Source organism: Rickettsia endosymbiont of Polydrusus tereticollis (assembly GCF_964026385.1).
In the GTDB taxonomy this organism is placed as follows: domain Bacteria; phylum Pseudomonadota; class Alphaproteobacteria; order Rickettsiales; family Rickettsiaceae; genus Rickettsia.
This window is the reverse complement of the sequence record NZ_OZ032142.1, coordinates 642,720-663,190: the sequence shown is the minus strand read 5'-3', so window position 1 is coordinate 663,190 and position 20,471 is coordinate 642,720. Positions and strand designations below refer to the sequence as shown.

Sequence of the window (20,471 nt, the reverse complement as noted above, 5' to 3'; positions counted from 1 at the left end):
AGCCACGGCATGACACCGTACTTTCATGGCGAAGCCACGAAGCGGCTGTGATCATGACGAATTTTTATTAATTTTCAAGCCATGCAACAACGCTAGGTCTAACCAATAAAGACACTTCCTTAAATTTTCAAACTCTAAAATAGGTTAATTATTTTAAAGCCTAACTCTTAGTTGTGATCTAAAAAATTATTATACTTTGCAAGACTCATTAATAAGGGAGGTTTGTATCTAAATTCAAAAAAAATCTTAACATAATTTAATAAATTTTATTTTAAATCCCTTAATATGAGAGGTATAGAATGGCTAAGCCAAATGTAATTAGATTAACTACTCCGTTTGAACGCATAAAACTATATAATGTTTCTCCTGATGTTGCACTGCGTAGAGCTATCATTACGCAAGCAATAATTGATGCAACTAATACTTCACCGAAACGAGAAGCGAAAAAAATAGAATATGAGGCAAAAGAATGGATTTTTGGAGGAAGCGAAGCGTTTCTTTCAACTTGTTCTGAAGCAGGAATTAATCCTTCTTTAGTAGTTAAAATTACTAAAGAGTTAATTAAATTACATAAGAGTAAATTGAGATTTAGAGATAAAAGGGTTGCATCTTTAAAATCAAAATCTACTAGAAATACAAAAAAATTTCCTTATTAACATAGGCTTATTTCAGTATTTTTATGATAAACTTAAAAGTCAAAATTTTATTTAATAATAAGGACTTGAGTTTAATTTAATTATCTATTAATTATATAGGTGTATTTAAGCTCTAGCTACCTATATAATAATAATTATTGTATAATTATAGGAAATAGATATTAAATTATATCATCAATTTTTTTATTACTAAATCACAGAGGTATTTATGAGTATATCAGTTTCAGGACAACATATTTCTATAGGTAGTGCCTTACAGGAACATTCAAAAGAACGTACTACCCAAATAGTAAAAAAATATTTTGCCGATATAATAAATACAAATATACATTTTTCAAAAGATAACTCCCATTTTACTTGCGATATCATAGTAAAATACGGCACCGGAAAGCATAATACAGTAAAAAGTAGTTTCAGCTGTGACGATATATATTCTGCATTTGATATGTCGCTTGTAAAACTTGAAAAACAACTTAGAAAATATAAGTCAAAATTTAAAAATCATCATGCCGACAAGGTGAAAATTTCCGAAATCGCTTCTGCAGGAACAAAATATATTATTAGTAGCAAGAAACATTCGGAAGATGAAGAGCTAAATGATAACGATAGCGATAATAGTCCGGTTATTATTGCTGAAAAATCTTTAGAAATATTAACATTATCGGTAAAAGAAGCCGTAATGAAAATGGATTTAGAAGATCTGCCGGCTATATTATTTAAAAATAGCAAGAATGATCGTATTAATGTAGTTTATTATCGCAAAGACGGTAATATTTCTTGGATAGACTATAATAATTAATAAAATGTCTTTTAATATTGTCCCTTATCAAGGGATTACTCCCGAAATTGATAAAGAAGCTTATATTGCACCTAGCAGCACTTTAATAGGAGCGGTAAAAGTCGGTAGTAAATCCGGTATTTGGTTTAATACCGTCCTTAGAGGTGATGTTAATTCGATCAAAATCGGCAGTAACACTAACATACAGGACGGGACGGTAATTCATACCTCTCGGTTTAACGGTCCCGTAGAGATAGGAAATAACGTAACAGTCGGTCACCTTGCTCTTATACATGCCTGCAAAATTCATAATAATGCCTTTATCGGTATGCGATCTACTATAATGGATTATTCTATAATTGAAGAATATGCTTTTATTGCCGCCGGGAGTCTTATTCCTCCAAATAAAATAATTAAATCGAAAGAATTATGGATGGGATCGCCGGCAAAATTCGTTAGATATTTAACTGATCAAGATTTAGAATATATGGAAGATAACATAAAAAATTATGTCAATCTTGCCGACACCTACTTAAAATTACAGAAATAATTGCTATATTTTGAGTGTTTTCCTAAAACGCTTCGGTGTCATATCGGCTAGGCGTTGTTGCATGGATACCCAAATGTCATAGCGAGGTGCCGCTTGGCGTTGTTGCGTGGATACCTGCAACGTCATTGCGAGCCGCTGCAAGCGGCGTGGCAATCTAGAAAATAATAATTTTCATAGCATTTTTTGCTGTTTTTTTTCCTAGATTGCCACGTCGGCACTACGTCCCTCCTCACAATGACAGGGTTTTTTGTAATGATTCCAATCCACGCAACAACGCTGCACTGTTGCTGGAATGACATCGGTTTTAAAAGATTTCGAATTTATAATTTTTCTTTTATTTTCTTTTTGTTAGCCAAGCACTTTACTAAATTGTTAATTGCTTGTTGCTCCGTACTATCAATTTTCATGAAATTTCTTGAAACTTCAATACACATACGTTGATGTTGAGTATGAATAGGCTGCGGGTTATCGGCTTCGTCTAATCCGTCAAAAAAATAATCAATATTTCTATCTAAAGCTTTTGCAATAAATACTAATCTACCGACCGAAATTCTGTTAATTGCTTTTTCGTATTTTTGTAGTTGTTGATGTGTAACATCTATCACTTCTGCAAGTTGTTGGCGAGACAAACCTTTTGCAAGGCGCAAGGAATAAATCTTTTTTCCGATAAAATCATCAATTTTTTGTATGAAGTCATTTTTTCTTACCATTATTATCTCCCTGATTAATTATTGTTTACTAGACTTCTCACATAACTTGCTTCTAAGGGTAATTTGTACGTCAATCCAGTACTCGCATCCTCACGTACTTCTTTGTACGCTACGGTGTAGGTAAAGTGTTTCCTTCAAATTCCGCCTTATTAGTTACGTTATGCAAGAAGTCTGCTGTTGTAGCAATTGTCCTTCTAACAAAATTGTCAATTATTGTGTTTTGCAAAAATACTAATTATTAAAAATCTAGTATTTATGAATGTTATACAATTATGGGTGGAAATTGTACCATATTTTAATATTATATACAACTATAAAATAACAATTTTTAAGCTTTTTGTAATTATTTATTAAATATTTCTTAAGTATGTTCTAATATATTTGAGATAAAACCTAAAAATAAAAGAAAATTGTAATAAATTTAAAATATTTCTTATTAAATTTGTACTTTAGCAGTATATTAGTATTCGTTTAAAAATAACTTAATTTTCGACGATAATATTTAAAAATATTTTTATAAAGATTTATAGTAAAAATATCACATAAATATCGCAGATAGATATTAAGTTAATAAAAATTTTAACTGCTTTATATTTTTAACAAATCAGCTACTTATCAAAAATTATTTTCTACCAAAAGTATAAATAATTTCAATTTATAAAAAGTTTTAATTTTCGGTATTATATAGATTTATAAGGTTTAAGCAAGAAGAATTTTAAAAACTTATTAAAAATAATTTTAAAAAAATAAGGATGTGTTTTTTATACCTATATAATAATTTAAACATAGATATTTTTAATATCACTTTGCACTTTACTATAAAACTTTGTATGCTTTCCAAGTTATATACTAAAATAAAAAACCTTTAATGAGTAAAATTTTTAGCTGCCTTTATCATGCACTTTTCAGAACTATAGAACATGACGGGGTTGAACATTCCGGTTATATGTCGTTTATGATACTCTTATCTATTTTTCCTTTTCTAGTATTTTTATTAGCTCTTACAAGTTTTTTGGGAGCTTCGGAACTTGGACAAAATTTTATACAAATTTTTCTAGAAAGCATGCCTGAACAAGCCACCGAATCAATTCAAAAAAGAATAAAAGAATTATTAAGTGCTCCTCCTCAAAGCCTTATGACTCTTGCGGTGGTAGGTAGCGTCTGGACAGCTTCGTCATTTGTTGAATGCCTTAGAACAATATTAAACCGTGTATACGAAATAAAATCTCCCCCGCCTTATATAAGAAGAAGATTACTTAGCATTATACAATTTCTTATAATAAGTATATTAATCACCCTTACAATGTTTCTTTTAGTTTTTATCCCGATAATACTTACAAAAATTCCGGTAATATTAGAAGTTATTGACCAACATAAAAACACTTTAAATTTTATAAGATATGCTTTAATTTTAGCTTTACTATTCCTCGGGGCTTCTTCGCTATATTATATATTACCTAATATAAAATTAAATTTTGTCGATGTATTTCCCGGTGCTTTTTTAACGGTAATATTATGGGTAATAAGCGGCTACTTACTTTCTACTTATATCGTATATTATAATCAATTAAACATAATGTACGGGTCTTTGGGCAGCATAATAGTTACACTGATATTTTTTTATATTATCAATATGATTTTCATTTACGGCGCAGAATTTAATTATCTAATGAATAATTATAGTTCAAATACCAATTGAGATAGTAGAACGATATGACGTTTTTTTGAGTCATACAGCAACGCTGGAGCTACGGGTGTTGTTTGGATGGCTCAAGAAAAGTGCTATATTTCATTCCTGCGAAAGCAGGAATCCAGAAAAACACTTAAAATAAGCAAAATTATATAAAAATTTACTATATAATTTGCTTAAATATTCTCTGGATTCCCGCTTTCGCGGGAATGACATCGAAAATTCGAACCAGGCAATAACGCCTTTAGTCGCTCGCAATGACGATTCCGGGAGTCATGCAACCAAGACCAATGCCGGTCGCAATGACGTTTAGCGTCCCAGGCAACAGGCTATAAGTGACCGGTAGAACCGAAGCCACTTGAACCCCGTGCCGTTTCCTCCAGAGATTCGGCTTCTTCCCACGATATTTGCTCATATTTGGCAATCACCATTTGAGCAATTCTCATGCCTCGTTCAATAATAAAATCTTGCTTACTTAAATTAATTAAAATAACTTTTATTTCACCGCGGTAATCAGCATCAATAGTACCCGGAGAATTAGCAACCGTAATACCGTGTTTAGCAGCAAGTCCTGAGCGTGGTCTTATTTGAGCTTCAAATGAAAAAGGCAAAGCTATGGCAATACCGGTGGGGATTAATATTATTTCCCCTGCTTTGACAGTGACAGGCTCGATATTTGCGGCAAACAAATCCATACCTGCACTATGTTCCGTTGCATAACTAGGCAATAAGCTTGTGAAATTCGAGAGTTTTTGAATTTTTACTTTAGCGACCATATAAAAAAATGTGATAATTATAGAAGGAAAGAAATTATAGTTATTTAGCTGCTTTGTCAAGAAGCCGAAGTTATAGAATAAATTTATTCTAACTTCGGTTATGGTTATTACAAGTATGGTGTCATACCGTGACTTGTACCTGTGTTGTTGCGTGGATCGAATTTTTGATGTCATTCCCGCAAAAGCGGGAATCCAGAGAATATTTAAGCGAATTATATAGTAAATTTTTATATAATTTTACCTATTTTAAGTGTTTTTTCTGGATTCCTGCTTTCGCAGGAATGACATATAGCACTTTTCTCGATCCATGCAACAAGGCTGGCTTGACCACGGTATCCAGAAAAAAGCTTCATAATTTCTTTTCCATTAACGGATTATTCAAACCATGTTCACCGTAAGTTTCTTTATTCTCAGCTATCACCGTCCTTTAATGATTAAATGCATGATATAATATAATCCGGAACCGAACACCACGGCATAAACCAGTATAAAGGCAATAAGAGAAATAAATACATACTCCCCAAGCACGGGCGATACTACTTCCGATGTTCTAAGAATATTATAAACAATATAAGGTTGCCTACCGATTTCGGTAACAAACCAACCGGCAAGTACTGCTATAAAACCGGAGGGGGCCATTGCTATATACCAATATTGAAACCAACGGGTAGTATATAACCTTTTTTTCAGATAAAGATATAATCCCGCAAGTCCCGTAAATACCATTAAAAACCCGATTCCAATCATAATACGGAAACTAAAAAATACAATAGCAACAGGTGGACGATCTTTTTTTGACCATTCTTTTAGCCCTTTTATTTCGCCGTTTAAACTATGAGTTAATATTAGACTTGCACCTTTAGGAATTTGAATTGCATATTTAGTTTTTTCTTCTTTTTGATCAGGAAATCCTATCAGAGTAAATGCTGCTCCTTTCTCCGTATCCCAAATCCCTTCCATAGCAGCTATTTTTGCCGGTTGATATTGCAGCGTATTTAAACCATGCCGATCGCCGATAAAAAGCTGAATAGGAGCAACGAATAATGCCATTAACACTGCCATAAAAAGCATAATTTTAGCGTGTTCTTTATAGCGGTTATTTAGTAGATACCAACAACCTACACCGCCAATAACAAAAGAAGTAGTAAGATATGAGGCAGTAAGCATGTGCAAAAAGCGGTAAGGAAAAGAAGGATTAAAAATAATTTCTAACCAGTTTAAAGGATAGAAAAAACCGTCTTCATTTAATCTAAAACCGGTTGGGGTGTGCATCCAACTATTAGCGGACAAAATCCAAAAGGCCGAAATAACCGTGCCGATCGCTACTATTAAAGTAGCTATAAAATGCATTTTTTTGCTAACTTTGTTAAAGCCAAATAGCATAATACCAAGAAAAGAGGACTCAAGGAAAAAAGCCGTAAGAACTTCAAAGCCTAACAAAGGACCGAGTACGTTACCGACTTTGTCCGAAAAACCCGACCAGTTAGTACCGAATTGATAAGACATTACTACACCGGAAACTACACCCATACCGAAAGTAACGGCAAAAATCTTTACCCAAAATTTATATATTTCTTGATAAATATTATTTTTTGTTTTTAGCCATAATCCTTCCACGACGGCTAGCCAACTAGCAAGCCCGATAGTGAATGCCGGAAAAATTATATGAAAGCTTATTGTAAAAGCAAATTGTATCCTTGACAATAATACTTGATCAAATTCCATATTATACTATTTGCTTTAATTAGTTGTTTTTGATATGATTATATTCATTCTGACCGGTTTTTATAAATTTTTCTTTTACAGGATTCCAGCTATAATGAACGTTTACAATTCTTACTTCCGTTACATTGACATCACCATTAGGCAGTTGTGTTACGTCAAACCCTCTTCGTATCGATTCGGTAATTAACGCACTTGCTTGACAAATATATTTTACATCAAAAAAAGGCGAATCGTTATTTTTTAATGATTTTTTTTTAGTTTCTAAAAGGTTAGAAGGTAATTCTTTTTCTTTCATTTCTAATGATTTAAGGTTATTTTATCCATTTTTTGTAACATTATTTACAAAAAGAAGCAAGGTTTGTTTGTTATTCTATTTGCAAATTATAAATTATAGAGCATATATCGTGGCGAAAGCTCCCAATCTTTCTAAATCTACAATGAATTTAGGTTTTTATTTTCTAAAATTCAAGAAGATACAAATTATTCTCCTAGCCGTAAGCTGCGTAATATTTGGTATGATACCGGCGGTTGATAGCATATTATTACAAAAGATTATTGACTTAATTGAATCTTTCGGCGATGAACGTACAAATAATCTTGTATCTTCTATGCTCTTCTGGGCAGTAACTTACGGTCTTTGGTGGGAGACAATTAATATTACATATCGTGTATATGATTATCTTTATCTTAAAACTATGCCTTATATAAAAGGTAAAATACTAGATGAACTTTATGATTATACTCAGTATCATAGCCATAAATTTTTTCAAGATAATTTAGCCGGACATATTAGTAATCGTATTACCGAAACTGCTAGGTCTTTCGAGATGATTATTTCAATATTGGGTGAAAAAATTATTCGTAAGGTAGCAATTATTGTTTTTGCTCTTATTGCTTTATATTCGGTACATTACATAACCGCCACTATCTTCATAATATGGATTTCTGTTTTCTTCGGCATTAGTATGTTCTTTTCAAGTAAAATTAATAAATATTCAATAAATTATGCAAGAAGTCAATCGCTAGTCTCCGGTAGTATCGTTGACGCTATTACTAATATTAGTGCGGTTAGGATGTTCACCTCGCATAAATTTGAACGTCACCATTTAGAAACCAGAATAGAAAATGCCATTGCCGACGAGCAGACTATGCAGTTTTTTATGTTCAAATTACGCTATATATTAGGTCTGTCTTGTTCAATAATGATCTTTATAATGATTTATTATTTATCATCGCTCCGCTCGCAATTATCTATTACCATCGGGGATTGTGTACTTGTCTTAACGCTTTGTGTGAATGTATCGGATGATATTTGGGAGTTAACGCAAGAAATCGGCGATGTGTTTGAACAAATCGGTGCATTTAATCAAGGATTATCATTAATGGCACCGCATATTATCACCGATATTGAAAATGCTACTCCTTTAAATGTAGATAAGGGACAAATAGAATTTAAAAATGTTACTTTTAATTATTATCACAATAATAACTTATTCCAAAATAAATCGGTACTAATTCCAAGCAGGCAAAAAGTAGGGTTGGTAGGATTCTCCGGCTCAGGTAAAACAACTTTTGTAAGTTTAATTACTAGGTTGCACGATATAGAGGAGGGAATGATTTTAATCGATAATCAAAATATTAGAGATGTAACTCAAGACTCTTTACGAAAAGCGATTAGCGTTATCCCGCAAGAGCCGATTTTATTTCATAGAACCATTATAGAAAATATTAATTACGGCAAGAAAGATGCTAGTATTGAGGAAGTTATGGAAGCAGCAAAAGCTGCACATATCCATGATTTTATAATGAATTTACCGGAAGGTTACGATACTATGTGTGGAGAACGCGGTAATAACCTATCCGGCGGGCAAAGGCAAAGGATTATAATAGCTAGAGCAATATTAAAAAATGCTCCTATATTAATTCTTGACGAAGCTACCAGTAGTTTAGATAGCGAAACCGAGAATTTAATTCAAGATTCTCTGCGTTATTTAATGAGTAATAAAACTGTGATAGTTATCGCTCATAGATTATCTACTTTATTGCACATGGACAGGATTTTAGTGTTTAATAAAGGTAGTATAGTTGACGATGGAGCACATACGGAATTGTTAAAAAACAGTGAACTCTATCAAAGGCTGTGGAATTCACAAGTAAAAGGGTTGATAGTGTAAATAACAATGAAACTATCCGATTTTGATTTTAATTTGCCTACTGAGCTGATAGCACAAATGCCTAGTGAAAAGCGTGATCATTCGGATTTGCTAGTTGCTGCTCTAGAGCCTATTAAAACCAAATTTTATAATATAATTGATTATTTATTACCGGGCGATTTACTAGTTTTCAATAATAGTAAAGTGATTAAAGCTAAGCTAAATTTAGGGAAAAATATAACTATCAATTTAAATAAAAAACTACATGGTAATTGTTGGGCAGCTTTTGCTAAACCCGCTCGTAAACTTCATGTCGGCGATGAGTTTACTTTTGATAAGCACAAAGTAGTTGTTGTAAAAAAGCTAGCAATGGGTGAGATTGAATTACAGTTTGAGCTGGATAATATTACCATTTTTGAATTTTTGGATAAATATGGTGAAATGCCGCTGCCGCTTTATATTAAGCGTAATAAGCTTCAGGCTAATACTCCTTTATGTCATACCCGCGAAAGCGGGTATCCAGAAAAATTAAAAATAGATTCCTGCTTATACGGAAATGACGACGTACTAGACAACGACCGTTATCAAACTGTTTATAGTAAAGTTAAAGGATCGGTAGCAGCACCGACTGCCGGTTTGCATTTTACTAATGAGATACTTGATAAAATCAAGGAAAAAGGCGTAGAAACAGCTTTTGTAACGTTGCATGTCGGAGCCGGAACTTTCATGCCGGTAAAATCTGAAAATATCGATGAGCATAAAATGCATACGGAATATTGTTCTATTACTTCTGAAACGGCTGAAATTATCAATAAAGCGAAACAAGAAGGGCGGCGTATTATTGCCGTCGGGACTACCGCTATGCGTACCTTGGAAAGCTCAGCACTGCAAGGAAAAATTAAAGCAGGTGATTTTGAAACAAGTATTTTTGTTAAACCCGGCTATAAGTTTCAAATGGTCGATATGCTACTTACTAATTTCCACTTCCCTAAATCTACTTTATTTATGTTAGTATGTGCGTTTGCCGGTTTTGAAGAGATGCATAAATTATATAAATATGCTATAAAAGAAAAGATGCGTTTTTTCAGCTATGGCGATGCAACACTTTTATATAGAGCTACTATATGAACAATATAATGCAATATTCTTTTTTGACAAATTTAACTAAATTACCTTTTATAAAGGAAATTTGGCTTTTTGGCTCACGTGCTCGAGGAGATAATAATGAACGTGCGGATATTGATATCGCCTATCCTTTGCCCTAGTGCAAATGAAAACGATTGGCATCAAGTTTTAGAAATAATATATGATGCAGATACACTTTTAAAAATAGATTGTGTACGATTCGATACATTAAATGATGATGATAAATTTAAACAAAATATCAATAATTTTAAAAAAATTCTTTATAAAAAAGGAGAAGTTCTAATGGAAAAAATATTTTGGCAAGATTATTTTAAAACACTAGGACAAGCAATAAGCCGTTTACATGAAGTTATAGAACGATCAGCAATAGATACAGATTCTATTATTTTAGATGCGTCTACTCAACGATTTGAATTTGTTATTGAACTATTCTGGAAAGTATTAAAAAAAGTACTAGCCTATGAAGAAATTGACAGTACCACCCCAAGAGATGTAATAAGTAAAGCATTTCAATTTAACATGATTGATGATGAAAAAATATGGTTAAGAATGCTTGATGACCGCAATAATACTTTACATGTTTATAAATATGAAGACGCAAAACGAGTTTTTGAAAATATTAAATTATACTTACCGATTTTGGAAAAAACATATCATAAATTAGAGAAAAAATATTTTGGATGACTTTAAACTCGTATCCTTCGTTAGTATTAGACGAAAAACAAAGCACTTTATTAGATGAGCTAAAAAAAATAGCTACGGAACTTAATAAAAAAAAGTCTTTACTTGATATCTTAAACAAAAAAAACTTAAAAAGCATAATCTTTTATATCTATTCAATCTTTAGAAAAATTTTACGAAGAAGTCTAAATTATTTAGTTAGTAATCTTTTTGTTAACCTAGGCTGTAATGTTGGAAATAGTTTTTTTGCTTCTTTGTAAATATAATCATACTCATCAGTTACTTTATATACTATTTTATCTCTATTAAGGTAAAAAGTAATATTACCTTAATATATTACTTCTCCGCCTTTAATAGAAAATTTTGCAAGTCCAGCTACATAATAAGTTGAAATAGTTGTATCACTGAAGAAATCGTTTTTCATTGAGATAATTTCTTTAATATTATATTCGCCAGGCTCTAGTATATACGAGCATAGACTATAACCTTCCAAATAATTTTTAGGATCTGTAACCCATAGTGTACGATGTATATTTTTTTGACCAGTATTTTTCCACACAATGTAAGCTGGTAAATAGTCTTTATTAGAATAAGTACTAATTCTAGAAACTGATACTACTAAAGCTTTTTCATTATTCTTGACTAAATCGATGTCTTTTTTTGAAATAACATAGTTTTTGCAAGAAGTAAGAATAAACAAAGCTAGAATTAATATAATTTGTTTACAATTTATTATCATAGTTAGTAATAATTTATTTAGGTAATTTACTTATGAAGTCTTTAAATTCTTCACTTACACTACGAATTTTTTCAGGATATTCATTTCTTATTAATTTTTTTGTTAATCTATACTGTAAGACTGGGTAGGTGCTTTTAACCACTGCATAAGCTTCATCATAATCATCTATTATTTGATATATTATTTCATTTTCATAACGATAAAAAATAATATTACCTAAATAAATTACTTCTCCTGCCTTAACAGAGAATTTCAGCAAATTAGGTGTATATAAAGTGGAAACAATACCAAATTGCTCATCAGCACTTATACCGTAAAAAGCTACTTTTTGTAAGGTATATTCTCCTGGTTCTAAAACCCATAAACGATAGTCTACGTATTGGGAGTTATTTTTTGACAATTCAAAAGTCTCAATTTTTTTTAAATTATTTGACCTAGACCAGCCGGTATGAGCAAAAGCAAAAGAATAATAAGGATAGGTAGCAATTTCGGAGTTAAAGATAATTATAGCTTTTTCATTATTTAGAACTGCATTTAAAGTTTTTTCCGGTACTTTAAAATTCATACAGTTAGATAGAAAAAATAATACTAACAATAATATTATTTTACTTTTAAATTTCACAATGTTCCCTAAAATGAATTTGCTAAAGAAATTATTAGAAGTTATAATACTTAAAATAATTATTTAGTAAATGCTTTTGTGAGTTTCGATATAAAACTAGACTTAAAACAAATTGCTTTATCAAAAGAGTTAGCTGAGGTTGCATTAAAGCTTAATAAGCCTCGAAAATTACTTCAAATATTTAGTAAAAATAACTTAAAAAGCGGTATTTACTTATACGGTTCTGTCGGCACGGGTAAGACTATGTTGATGAATTCTTTTTTTGAATTATTAACTACCTCAAAAATTATAATTCATTATCAGAATTTTATGCAGCAAGTGCATCAAGCTATGCATCAATTACAAGGTAAGAATGAGTCAAAAAATAATATCATTCCTAAAATAGCCAAGAATTATGCAAAAAAAACTAAGATACTTTGTATTGATGAGTTTGAAATTAAAGACATCACCGATGCGATGATCATAGGTAATTTGCTTACGGAGTTAATAAAACAAAGCATATTTATCTTTGTTACAAGCAATACAAAGCCTGCTAATCTTTATAAAGACGGCTTGCAAAGAGAATCATTTTTACCTTTTATTGATAAAATAAATGCCGAATTTTACATTATGCAATTAGATAACAATCATGATTATAGGTTTGATAAGGCTCTAGAAATAGCTAATGATAGAATAATTTACCCTCTGACTCTTGAGAATCAAAGTAAATTAACACAGATTATTAAAGATATTACCGAAGACCGTTTAACACCTCAAACTCTGGAAGTTTTGGGGAGAGAAATATCATTTAAGCAAGGCTATAAAAAAGTGTTGATAACAGATTTTGAGGAGCTTTTTACTCGCAATCTTAGCTACATAGATTATGTCAATATTTGCCAAAAATTCAATATTATCATAGTTGAAAATATCCAAATCATCCGACCGGATAACACCGATATAGCCGTTAGATTCATTAACTTTATCGATAATGCTTATTTTTATAAAATATTATTATTTATGACTCTCGAAGATCAGCCGGAAAAAATATGTCAAGGAGCAGCTAGACGAGAGGAGTTTAAACGCACCGTGTCAAGATTACGGGAAATGAATAGTGATTTATATTTATAGGAAGCATTACCTAAAAAAGTGCTGTATGTCATTCCCGCGAAGGCGGGAATCCAGAGAATTATAGTCATCCTGAATTTATTTCAGGAGCTATTAATGAGATGCTGAAACAAGTTCAGCATGACAAAAAAAAGCCTGGATTCCCGCTTTCGCAGGAATGACATCACAAATTTGATCCATGCAACAAGGCTACTTCAACCTCTTGAAATCAATAAAGTACCGACAGGTATATCTACTCCCCTTAAAAACTCTTCGGTAATTACTATTTTCTTTCCTTCTTGCTGTAGCTTTTTAATGATCAATATACCGGTGCCGCAAGCTATTTCTAATTTTTTACTAATGACGGTGCCGGCTAAAAAATCATGAGGTTGATTTAGATAATCCGCCTCAAGAATTTTGATAATTTTATCTTTATAACTAAAATATACTCCGGGCCATGGATTCATTCCACGAATTTTACAATCTATTTGATAAGCGGCTTCTTCCCAATTAATTTTTCCTTCTTCTTTAGTGAGTTTATGTGCATAACTTACACCTTGGTCGATTTGAGGAACATGCGGCAAATGATCTATTTCATCTAATGTTTTAATTAAAAGTTCGGCTCCTATAGCAGCACATTTATTATGCAACTCCTCTAACGTCATTCTCGCCGGTATATCAAAATTTTGTTTTACTATTATATCGCCGGTATCAAGCCCCTCATCCATTCGTATAATACATACGGCACTTGCTTTATCTCCGCAGATAATAGTACGCTGCAAAGGTGCAGCCCCACGATGCCGTGGCAAATCAGACGGGTGAATATTTAAACAACCGTATTTCTTAGCATTTAAAATTGCCGTCGGAACTATAAAACCGTAAGCTACTACTACTATTATATCGGCTTCTATAGAATTGATAAGGTTAATTACTTCATTTGATTTTAATGTAGACGGAGTATAAACCGGTATTCGATGCTGCAGGGCTAATTGATGTACAGGGGATTTCACCTCGTGAAGCCCCCTGCCCTTAGCTTTCGGCTTTTGCGTAAAAACACTAATTAGTTGGTGGTTATTAGAGTATATAAGTTTTTCAAGGGCGGGCAGTGCAAAGGCAGGCGTCCCCATGAGGATTATTTTCACACTATATTATTTTTAAGTTTTCGGAGTTTTCTTAAAGCAACATCTCTTTTTAGACTACTTAAATAGTCGATCATTAATTTACCTTCTAAATGATCGTATTCATGCTGGATAACTCTTGCTAGCCAGTTATTCGCCGCAAGCTCTTGCAGATTATTATGATAATCAAGAAATTTTATTTTTATAGATTCAGGTCTTGTTATTTCAAATCTCTGTTCCGGCAATGAAATACAACCTTCTTTAGCGGTTACTAATTCTGCTGATTTTTCTATTATTTCAGGATTTACTATAAATAGAGGATAAAAATTTGCCGGTCTTGGCACATCATCATGATCTTTTATATCAATTACCAAAATTCTTTTCAAAGCTCCGACTTGTACGGCAGCAAGACCGGAACCATCTTCATGATACATAGTTTCCACCATATCATCCATGAATTTTTGAGTTTCTTTAGTAATTAGCTCTACCGGCAAAGATTTTTGCTTTAATCTATTATCCGGAGCCGTTACTATCGGTAATATCGACATAAATACCTTAGCCCGGATATTGCATGAAGTGAGATTTAAAGTAAGAAATTGAGTAATTTATAATATTAGCAATGATACTTTTGTAAAAATTTTGCCAAAAAGTGCTTTGAAGCCGTTATTTTCAAATTTTAGATGTAATGCCCCTTACCCCATTTTTTCTAAGCACCGGGAACAGTGCTAATCTAGGTTATTCTAATGCTAATTTCTTCATCACATGATTCCATACCTGTCGGTAAGGATATGATGAAGATAACAAAAACTTAATACGCCTAGTATTACGGATAATTACTACCCCAATTTTTAATAATTTTAAACGTATTGTACCTATTTGTGCTTTTGCTAATGCACTACCTTGTAATAAATTACCTCTGATATATTCTACTAAAGTGTATGCAAGACCCGATAAAATCATTCTGAGCTGATTAGCCCACCATCTATGACAAGAAGTACGATCCTGCAAATAATTCTAGTTGTTGCTCTTTTATACGGTTTTCCATATCACCACGACCACAGTAAACTTTGTCGTATAAATCTTCAGGTTTATCTGATAAATTAGTTACTATATACCTTGGATTTTCTCCAAGCATTGTCATTTCTGCCTTACCAATTATTCTACGTTCATGACTCCAACTACCAGCCTTATATGGAAACTCACTAAAAAGACGTTGCTTTTCTTGGGTTATAATAAATGCTGCTTTTGACTTCTCCATTGTAGGTTTCAGTAACTCATTTAGTCTGTTATTTTGGGGCATTCCTACAATATATTTTATATTATGAATATCACACCAATCAAACATCTGATGACGACAAAATCCACTATCACCACGAAAAATAATCTTTACCTCTGGCCAAGCTTGGCGAAAACGTTTTACTAACAATGATAATATTGCCCAAGAATGTTTTGCTTGATCCTGCTTTGACGTCCTAAGATAACTAACTAACAGATGCTTTCCACAAAAAACATACAAAGGTAAAAAGCAATTATGACCGTAATAACCATGATAAAACTTACCTTCCTGTTGCCCATGAATTTCATCATCCGTAGCATCAAAATCAAGTATTAGCTGCTTTGGTACTATTTTATGAGACTTAATAAATTTATCAAGCATTAGTTCATGCACTTTAATTGCAAAGTGTCTATCAGCATTGTTTTCTATACGACATAAGGTAGAACTACTTGCCATATCATCAATTGTTTCCATAGCTGTTTGCATAGCAGGACATTTTCGTAGATAATTGTGGTCATTTAAATCTTCATAACCTAATGCAATACCATAAATTCGTTGCCTCAGCATTGTTGCCATATTATGGGTAATTTTACTACCATCTCGTCTATCAGGAAATATTTTAGCAAGCTCCTCTGTTATACCAAGCCTTTTATCTGCTTCTCTTAATAACAACACACCTCCATCGCTACTAATATCACCTCCAGTGAAATTTATCTCTATTGTCCGATTTTTTACTTTGGAAAACTGGTAACTATATGCTATACAATTTGTCATGACAAAATCCTTTGTATTATTCTAATGAAATACCAGTATTATACAGCTTTACGAGGATTTTGTCTCCTATATCTCATGCAATATCCGGGTTAGCTTAATATTTATTACTATACCATAAAATAGTGGATATGTAAATACTCGCAAAATGCCGGCGTTGTTGCATGGCTCGATTTTACCTCGTCATTGCTAGGAGGCATTGTTGGGTGGATCGAATTTTTGCAAAGCGTTCGGTGTCATTCTAGTTCCTTGATCACGGCATCCAGTCTTTTTATTAAGGTTTTTTCTGGATACCGTGGTCAAGCCACGGTATGACATTGAAACCATTTTTGACCTATGCCACAGCCACTTCGTGGCTTCGTCATGACGGATTTTTATTAATTTCTCGAGCCATGCAACAACGCTCAAAATGGCTAGAAATATTTATGAATTTTAAGGTGGATAATATGATTTATTGATTATTTTGCGGTGAAGTTGTATCTCCTATAGGCTCGACGTCGACGACGAGCCAGTCCTTTTCTTCCCTAATAGTAAAATTATTACTATCTTGTGGTTGCTCACCTACTAAATCATTAATATACTTAGTAATATTATCTGCAATATAAACTGCAATATCGGAAGTAGCTCCGGTTGCACTTCTTACCACACGTGCAAGACCATAAGAAAAAAAATCTAACATCTGAAATTTATTTTTATATTATAAATAACTTAACACACTAAAATTAAATTATTGTTCATATCTCCTATCGGCAACACTTCTTCCATAGTATAATTTTGTAAATCCGAATATGCTAAGGGATATTGATCTATCAATACTAAACTGCCATATTCATGCTCATCAAATAATACAACGTCTTTCCCTGTAGATTTTACAGCTTTAAACTGAGCATTGTTCTTATCATCTCTTAATATCGGTTGAGTCTTATTCCACCCCTCTACTACATAAACAAGCTTATCTAAATCAGCAAAATTATGAAGCTTATGTTGGTTGATTTGCTCCGTTATACTTGTAATACCTAAATAATCGATACTTGTTTGAACCACAGAGCCGATTGTATTGTATAAATATTCGCCCCATCCCCAAAGCCCTGCTGCCTTCGGTGCTTTTTGCTCTTCTACTATATTATTTTTTACTTGCGGAAGAACTAAATTTACTTCTCCAAAAGAAGTATTAGTAGTATTGATAAAATTAGGTTTTGCATTATATATTACGGAATGCTTAGCTAATTCTTCTATTGAAGCCTTAACTTCACCCGTAAATAGCTTTTCTTGGATAGCATATTTTACTACTTCACTTGAGCCTGGACTATCAAAAGTTGTCGATTTATCAAACTTAAAATTACGTGAATATAACTCCACCGCAGTTAAATCTGACACAATAGCTCCAAGCATACGCATCAAGTTAAGAAAAGCAAGTAGGTTATACTGGTATTACGGTAGTAAATTATGAATTAAAAAGAAGCTAATATATGGTATAAATTTTTGCAAGATTAACAACTAAATTGTGAGAATTTGTACTATGGGGAAAATAGTAAACTTAGCAAAACTATGCCAAGAGTTTTTTGGAGAGACAGCCAATAATTTATCCATTACAACAGGATTTATTAAGAGACAACGAAAAATAACTGGTTCAGCTTTTCTAAAAGCTATAGTGTTTGGTAATATGAGCGATAGTAATTGTAGTCTTGATGGAATGCGTAACTTTTTAAGTGAAGAAACTATAGATATTTCTGCCCAAGGCTTAGACTTTAGGTTTACTGAGGTAGCAGTAAAATTTATGCAGTCAATGTATGAACAATGCTTGAAATTATTTAGAAATACTATGCCGCTTGATTGCAACATTTTGCAGCAATTTAATAGCGTTAAATTATTGGATAGTAGCCATATTATTCTACCTGCCAATATGGCGGATATGTATAAGGGTTGCGGTGCTTGCTATAAGGGGCGTAGTAGTACAGTGCAATCTTCTCTTAAATTACAGGTAGTATTTGATTATTTAAATCAATCGTTAGATAAAGTCGATATAACAGAAGGTATAAGGGCTGATCAAGGATATAGAGAACATTTATCAAACATATCTACTAAGGACTTATTAATATCTGATTTAGGTTATTTTGTCCCAGCTTCATTTATTCAAATTATCGAACTTGGTGCATATTTTATTAGTCGTTATAAAGCAGATACTAATATATATGACCCTATCACTGAGGAAAAAATTGATTTATTAAACTTATTAGATAATAAATTCTTTTTATCAAAAGATGTACTTTTAGGTAAACAAGCAAAAGTTAAGCTACGGATTATATGTCATAAATTGACTGATGAACAGGCTATTGGTAGAAGAAGGAAGGCTAATTTATTAGCTAAGTCTCATAAATATAAATCTTCTTCAAGAAACCAGAGATTACTAGATTGGTCAATATTTATCACTAATATATCAGAGGATATGGTTAATGCTGAGCATATAATGATAATTTATCGAGCAAGATGGCAAATTGAATTATTATTTAAATTATATAAAAGTCATGCAAAAATTGAGAATCTTAAAGGGAGAAGTAAACCTGCAAGAGTTTTGTGTGAATTATATGGTAAATTATGTAGTGTGCTTATTTTTCATGGATTATCGAATTGTGTAGAATTAGCAAATGATAGAGAAATTAGTTTAACCAAAGCATTTATTGAACTACAGAAAAGGTCAAGAGAATTATTCCTGTCTATTACTGGACGTCTTAATGATTTAGAGCAGTTCCTTAAGAAATTAATTATAGATTGGGGGAAATTTTCTTTGAAAGATAAATATCGTAAAACCAGATTATCTTCCTTAAATACACTAAAATTATTAACAATTATGGCTTAACTTGATGCGTATGATAGCTCCAAGAGAATGCCCGCTAGTACTAAAAGTATAATTTTGTACTGCTTCTTCTCTATTTTCCTCTTTGGCGATTTTTGCAATTATTGCATCAATAAATTCTTTAGCTGAAGCTAGTTTATTAGGAGTATAATGAAAAGTAATTAACATATCGTCCCATAAATCATGCTTATCAGCTTTTGTTCCTGCACTGGCAATATGAATTTCTTTAGTCTGCTTATTAATAAATGCGACGGCTTTATAACCATACTGCGAAGTATTCAACTCACTTGATGTGGCAAATATTTCAAAGCCGCTACCGACCAACTCTTTACCGTCTATTTCTAAAGCCTTTGCTAAATATTTATCTGGATCAGCACTATTATATGCAAGATTTATTGCTGAATGAGCAAGTTTATTAGAACTTATAGATTTATTAGGAATCTCCGTTAAAGAAACTAGTTCCATATCTTCTAAACTTATTAAGTTTCCACTCATAAATATACCCTAAATTAATTTAGGCAAAATATACCAACATTTTAGCTAAAAGTCAAGCATTATTTAATTTTTATTAATTAATTACAAAAAACGAAGTAAATTAATATTTACAAGTTGTTTTACTTCTCCACCCACTGTCCTTTTTCATTTTTATGATATTTTTTTTCGACTGCTGCCCAAGCTACTTTATATGCTACTGTTTCTCTTGAATCATTACTGCGTCTTTTTTCCGGTGATTTATATTCTTCGAAAGCGTGATTAAAAGCTTCACGATAAATATCTTGTGCATGTTTCGGAAGATGATTTTTAACTGACTCAGGTAAGCTAGCATTATTTTTGTACGGCATAACTCCTCTCAATTTAATATTAGTAGATAATCTATTATAATATAATATAATATTTAAGGTTTAAATTCCATACAAAAATTTTAATAAAAATCCATCATGGATAGACGGCATTGTTGCGTGGATACCTGCAACGTCATTGCGAGCGACTGAAGGCTTTGTTGCATGGATCAAATTTTTGATGTCATTCCCGCGAAGGCGAGAATCCAGAGAATATTTAAGCGAATTATATAGTGAATTTTTATATAGTTTTGCTTATTTTAAGTGTTTTTTCTGGATTCCCGCCTTTAGCTAGAATGACATA

At 32.1% G+C, this 20,471-nt stretch carries 21 protein-coding genes and 3 pseudogenes; 10 read left to right on the top strand and 14 right to left on the bottom strand.

Translation table 11 applies throughout. The features are described 5' to 3' along the window. Positions 1 to 299 precede the first annotated feature (299 nt). The 3 genes from AAGD48_RS03040 to AAGD48_RS03030 all read left to right on the top strand — a co-directional run bounded on the left by AAGD48_RS03040 (position 300) and on the right by AAGD48_RS03030 (position 1,984). Positions 300 to 656: a hypothetical protein gene (locus AAGD48_RS03040; RefSeq protein WP_341790410.1), complete on the top strand. Its 357-nt coding sequence runs from the start codon at positions 300 to 302 to the stop codon at positions 654 to 656. 208 nt (positions 657 to 864) lie between these two features. Continuing rightward, positions 865 to 1,455 (top strand): ribosome hibernation-promoting factor, HPF/YfiA family, encoded by a 591-nt coding sequence (hpf, locus tag AAGD48_RS03035; RefSeq protein WP_341790409.1) that lies wholly within the window; start codon positions 865 to 867, stop codon positions 1,453 to 1,455. 4 nt (positions 1,456 to 1,459) lie between these two features. Further along, entirely contained in the window at positions 1,460 to 1,984 is a 525-nt protein-coding gene (locus AAGD48_RS03030; RefSeq protein ID WP_341790408.1) for a gamma carbonic anhydrase family protein, read from the top strand. A gap of 3 nt (positions 1,985 to 1,987) precedes the next feature. Here the strand turns inward: AAGD48_RS03030 and AAGD48_RS03025 are convergent, their stop codons facing one another. Together AAGD48_RS03025 and AAGD48_RS03020 are read right to left on the bottom strand one after the other, a co-directional pair. Then, positions 1,988 to 2,110: a hypothetical protein gene (locus AAGD48_RS03025; RefSeq protein WP_341790407.1), complete on the bottom strand. Its 123-nt coding sequence runs from the start codon at positions 2,108 to 2,110 to the stop codon at positions 1,988 to 1,990. A 194-nt stretch (positions 2,111 to 2,304) separates the two neighbouring features. Then, positions 2,305 to 2,694, bottom strand: a complete 390-nt coding sequence (locus tag AAGD48_RS03020; RefSeq protein ID WP_253307547.1) for a helix-turn-helix domain-containing protein — start codon at positions 2,692 to 2,694, stop codon at positions 2,305 to 2,307. A gap of 868 nt (positions 2,695 to 3,562) precedes the next feature. Between AAGD48_RS03020 and AAGD48_RS03010 the strand changes: the two genes are divergently transcribed. Further along, the gene (locus AAGD48_RS03010) at positions 3,563 to 4,393 is read left to right on the top strand and encodes a YihY/virulence factor BrkB family protein (RefSeq protein ID WP_341790406.1); all 831 of its coding nucleotides are present in this window, start codon (positions 3,563 to 3,565) and stop codon (positions 4,391 to 4,393) included. A 320-nt stretch (positions 4,394 to 4,713) separates the two neighbouring features. Here AAGD48_RS03010 and dut read toward each other — a convergent pair whose 3' ends face one another. From dut to AAGD48_RS02995, 3 genes and pseudogenes are all read right to left on the bottom strand, one after another. Then, positions 4,714 to 5,160, bottom strand: a complete 447-nt coding sequence (gene dut / locus AAGD48_RS03005; protein WP_341790716.1) for a dUTP diphosphatase — start codon at positions 5,158 to 5,160, stop codon at positions 4,714 to 4,716. 349 nt (positions 5,161 to 5,509) lie between these two features. Further along, a pseudogene (locus AAGD48_RS03000) lies at positions 5,510 to 6,885 on the bottom strand (cytochrome ubiquinol oxidase subunit I). Positions 6,886 to 6,904: 19 nt separating this feature from the next. Then, the gene (locus AAGD48_RS02995) at positions 6,905 to 7,180 is read right to left on the bottom strand and encodes a DUF2671 domain-containing protein (protein ID WP_341790405.1); all 276 of its coding nucleotides are present in this window, start codon (positions 7,178 to 7,180) and stop codon (positions 6,905 to 6,907) included. Positions 7,181 to 7,289: 109 nt separating this feature from the next. On the opposite strand from AAGD48_RS02995, the gene AAGD48_RS02990 reads away from it, so the two are divergent. The 4 genes from AAGD48_RS02990 to AAGD48_RS02975 are packed head-to-tail and all read left to right on the top strand — an operon-like array spanning position 7,290 to position 10,868. Next, positions 7,290 to 9,059 (top strand): ABC transporter ATP-binding protein, encoded by a 1,770-nt coding sequence (locus AAGD48_RS02990; protein WP_341790404.1) that lies wholly within the window; start codon positions 7,290 to 7,292, stop codon positions 9,057 to 9,059. A gap of 6 nt (positions 9,060 to 9,065) precedes the next feature. After that, the gene (gene queA / locus AAGD48_RS02985; protein WP_341790403.1) at positions 9,066 to 10,166 is read left to right on the top strand and encodes a tRNA preQ1(34) S-adenosylmethionine ribosyltransferase-isomerase QueA; all 1,101 of its coding nucleotides are present in this window, start codon (positions 9,066 to 9,068) and stop codon (positions 10,164 to 10,166) included. Positions 10,167 to 10,189: 23 nt separating this feature from the next. After that, a complete protein-coding gene (locus tag AAGD48_RS02980; RefSeq protein ID WP_341790402.1) occupies positions 10,190 to 10,303 on the top strand; it encodes a nucleotidyltransferase domain-containing protein in 114 nt (37 codons plus the stop codon). After that, the gene (locus AAGD48_RS02975) at positions 10,278 to 10,868 is read left to right on the top strand and encodes an HI0074 family nucleotidyltransferase substrate-binding subunit (RefSeq protein WP_341790401.1); all 591 of its coding nucleotides are present in this window, start codon (positions 10,278 to 10,280) and stop codon (positions 10,866 to 10,868) included. Before AAGD48_RS02980 ends, AAGD48_RS02975 begins: the two co-directional genes overlap by 26 nt. 325 nt (positions 10,869 to 11,193) lie before the next feature. Here AAGD48_RS02975 and AAGD48_RS02970 read toward each other — a convergent pair whose 3' ends face one another. Both AAGD48_RS02970 and AAGD48_RS02965 read right to left on the bottom strand, forming a co-directional pair. Beyond that, complete coding sequence (locus AAGD48_RS02970) at positions 11,194 to 11,604, bottom strand: hypothetical protein (protein WP_341790400.1); 411 nt, start codon at positions 11,602 to 11,604, stop codon at positions 11,194 to 11,196. A 13-nt stretch (positions 11,605 to 11,617) separates the two neighbouring features. Continuing rightward, entirely contained in the window at positions 11,618 to 12,226 is a 609-nt protein-coding gene (locus tag AAGD48_RS02965; RefSeq protein ID WP_341790399.1) for a hypothetical protein, read from the bottom strand. A gap of 78 nt (positions 12,227 to 12,304) precedes the next feature. Between AAGD48_RS02965 and zapE the strand changes: the two genes are divergently transcribed. Further along, positions 12,305 to 13,333 (top strand): cell division protein ZapE, encoded by a 1,029-nt coding sequence (zapE, locus tag AAGD48_RS02960; RefSeq protein WP_341790398.1) that lies wholly within the window; start codon positions 12,305 to 12,307, stop codon positions 13,331 to 13,333. Between the two features lie 191 nt (positions 13,334 to 13,524). Here the strand turns inward: zapE and fmt are convergent, their stop codons facing one another. The 5 genes and pseudogenes from fmt to AAGD48_RS02935 form a co-directional block, all read right to left on the bottom strand. Further along, positions 13,525 to 14,451 carry a methionyl-tRNA formyltransferase gene (gene fmt / locus AAGD48_RS02955; RefSeq protein WP_341790397.1) on the bottom strand — a complete coding sequence of 309 codons (927 nt, stop codon included), beginning with the start codon at positions 14,449 to 14,451 and terminating at the stop codon, positions 13,525 to 13,527. Beyond that, positions 14,448 to 14,975 carry a peptide deformylase gene (def, locus tag AAGD48_RS02950; protein WP_341790396.1) on the bottom strand — a complete coding sequence of 176 codons (528 nt, stop codon included), beginning with the start codon at positions 14,973 to 14,975 and terminating at the stop codon, positions 14,448 to 14,450. The genes fmt and def overlap by 4 nt, the downstream gene beginning before the upstream one ends. 187 nt (positions 14,976 to 15,162) lie before the next feature. Then, positions 15,163 to 16,477, bottom strand: a pseudogene (locus tag AAGD48_RS02945) (IS1380 family transposase). 448 nt (positions 16,478 to 16,925) lie between these two features. After that, a complete protein-coding gene (locus tag AAGD48_RS02940; protein WP_341790395.1) occupies positions 16,926 to 17,153 on the bottom strand; it encodes a hypothetical protein in 228 nt (75 codons plus the stop codon). 29 nt (positions 17,154 to 17,182) lie between these two features. Next, positions 17,183 to 17,866: a hypothetical protein gene (locus tag AAGD48_RS02935; protein WP_341790394.1), complete on the bottom strand. Its 684-nt coding sequence runs from the start codon at positions 17,864 to 17,866 to the stop codon at positions 17,183 to 17,185. Between the two features lie 127 nt (positions 17,867 to 17,993). Here AAGD48_RS02935 and AAGD48_RS02930 point away from each other — a divergent pair, with 127 nt between their 5' ends. Further along, positions 17,994 to 19,331, top strand: a complete 1,338-nt coding sequence (locus AAGD48_RS02930) for an IS4 family transposase (RefSeq protein WP_341790700.1) — start codon at positions 17,994 to 17,996, stop codon at positions 19,329 to 19,331. Between the two features lie 9 nt (positions 19,332 to 19,340). Here the strand turns inward: AAGD48_RS02930 and AAGD48_RS02925 are convergent. Next, positions 19,341 to 19,823 (bottom strand): annotated as a pseudogene (locus tag AAGD48_RS02925) (hypothetical protein); the annotation flags it as partial. A gap of 119 nt (positions 19,824 to 19,942) precedes the next feature. Beyond that, positions 19,943 to 20,170: a ChaB family protein gene (locus AAGD48_RS02920; RefSeq protein WP_341790393.1), complete on the bottom strand. Its 228-nt coding sequence runs from the start codon at positions 20,168 to 20,170 to the stop codon at positions 19,943 to 19,945. Positions 20,171 to 20,471 lie beyond the last annotated feature (301 nt).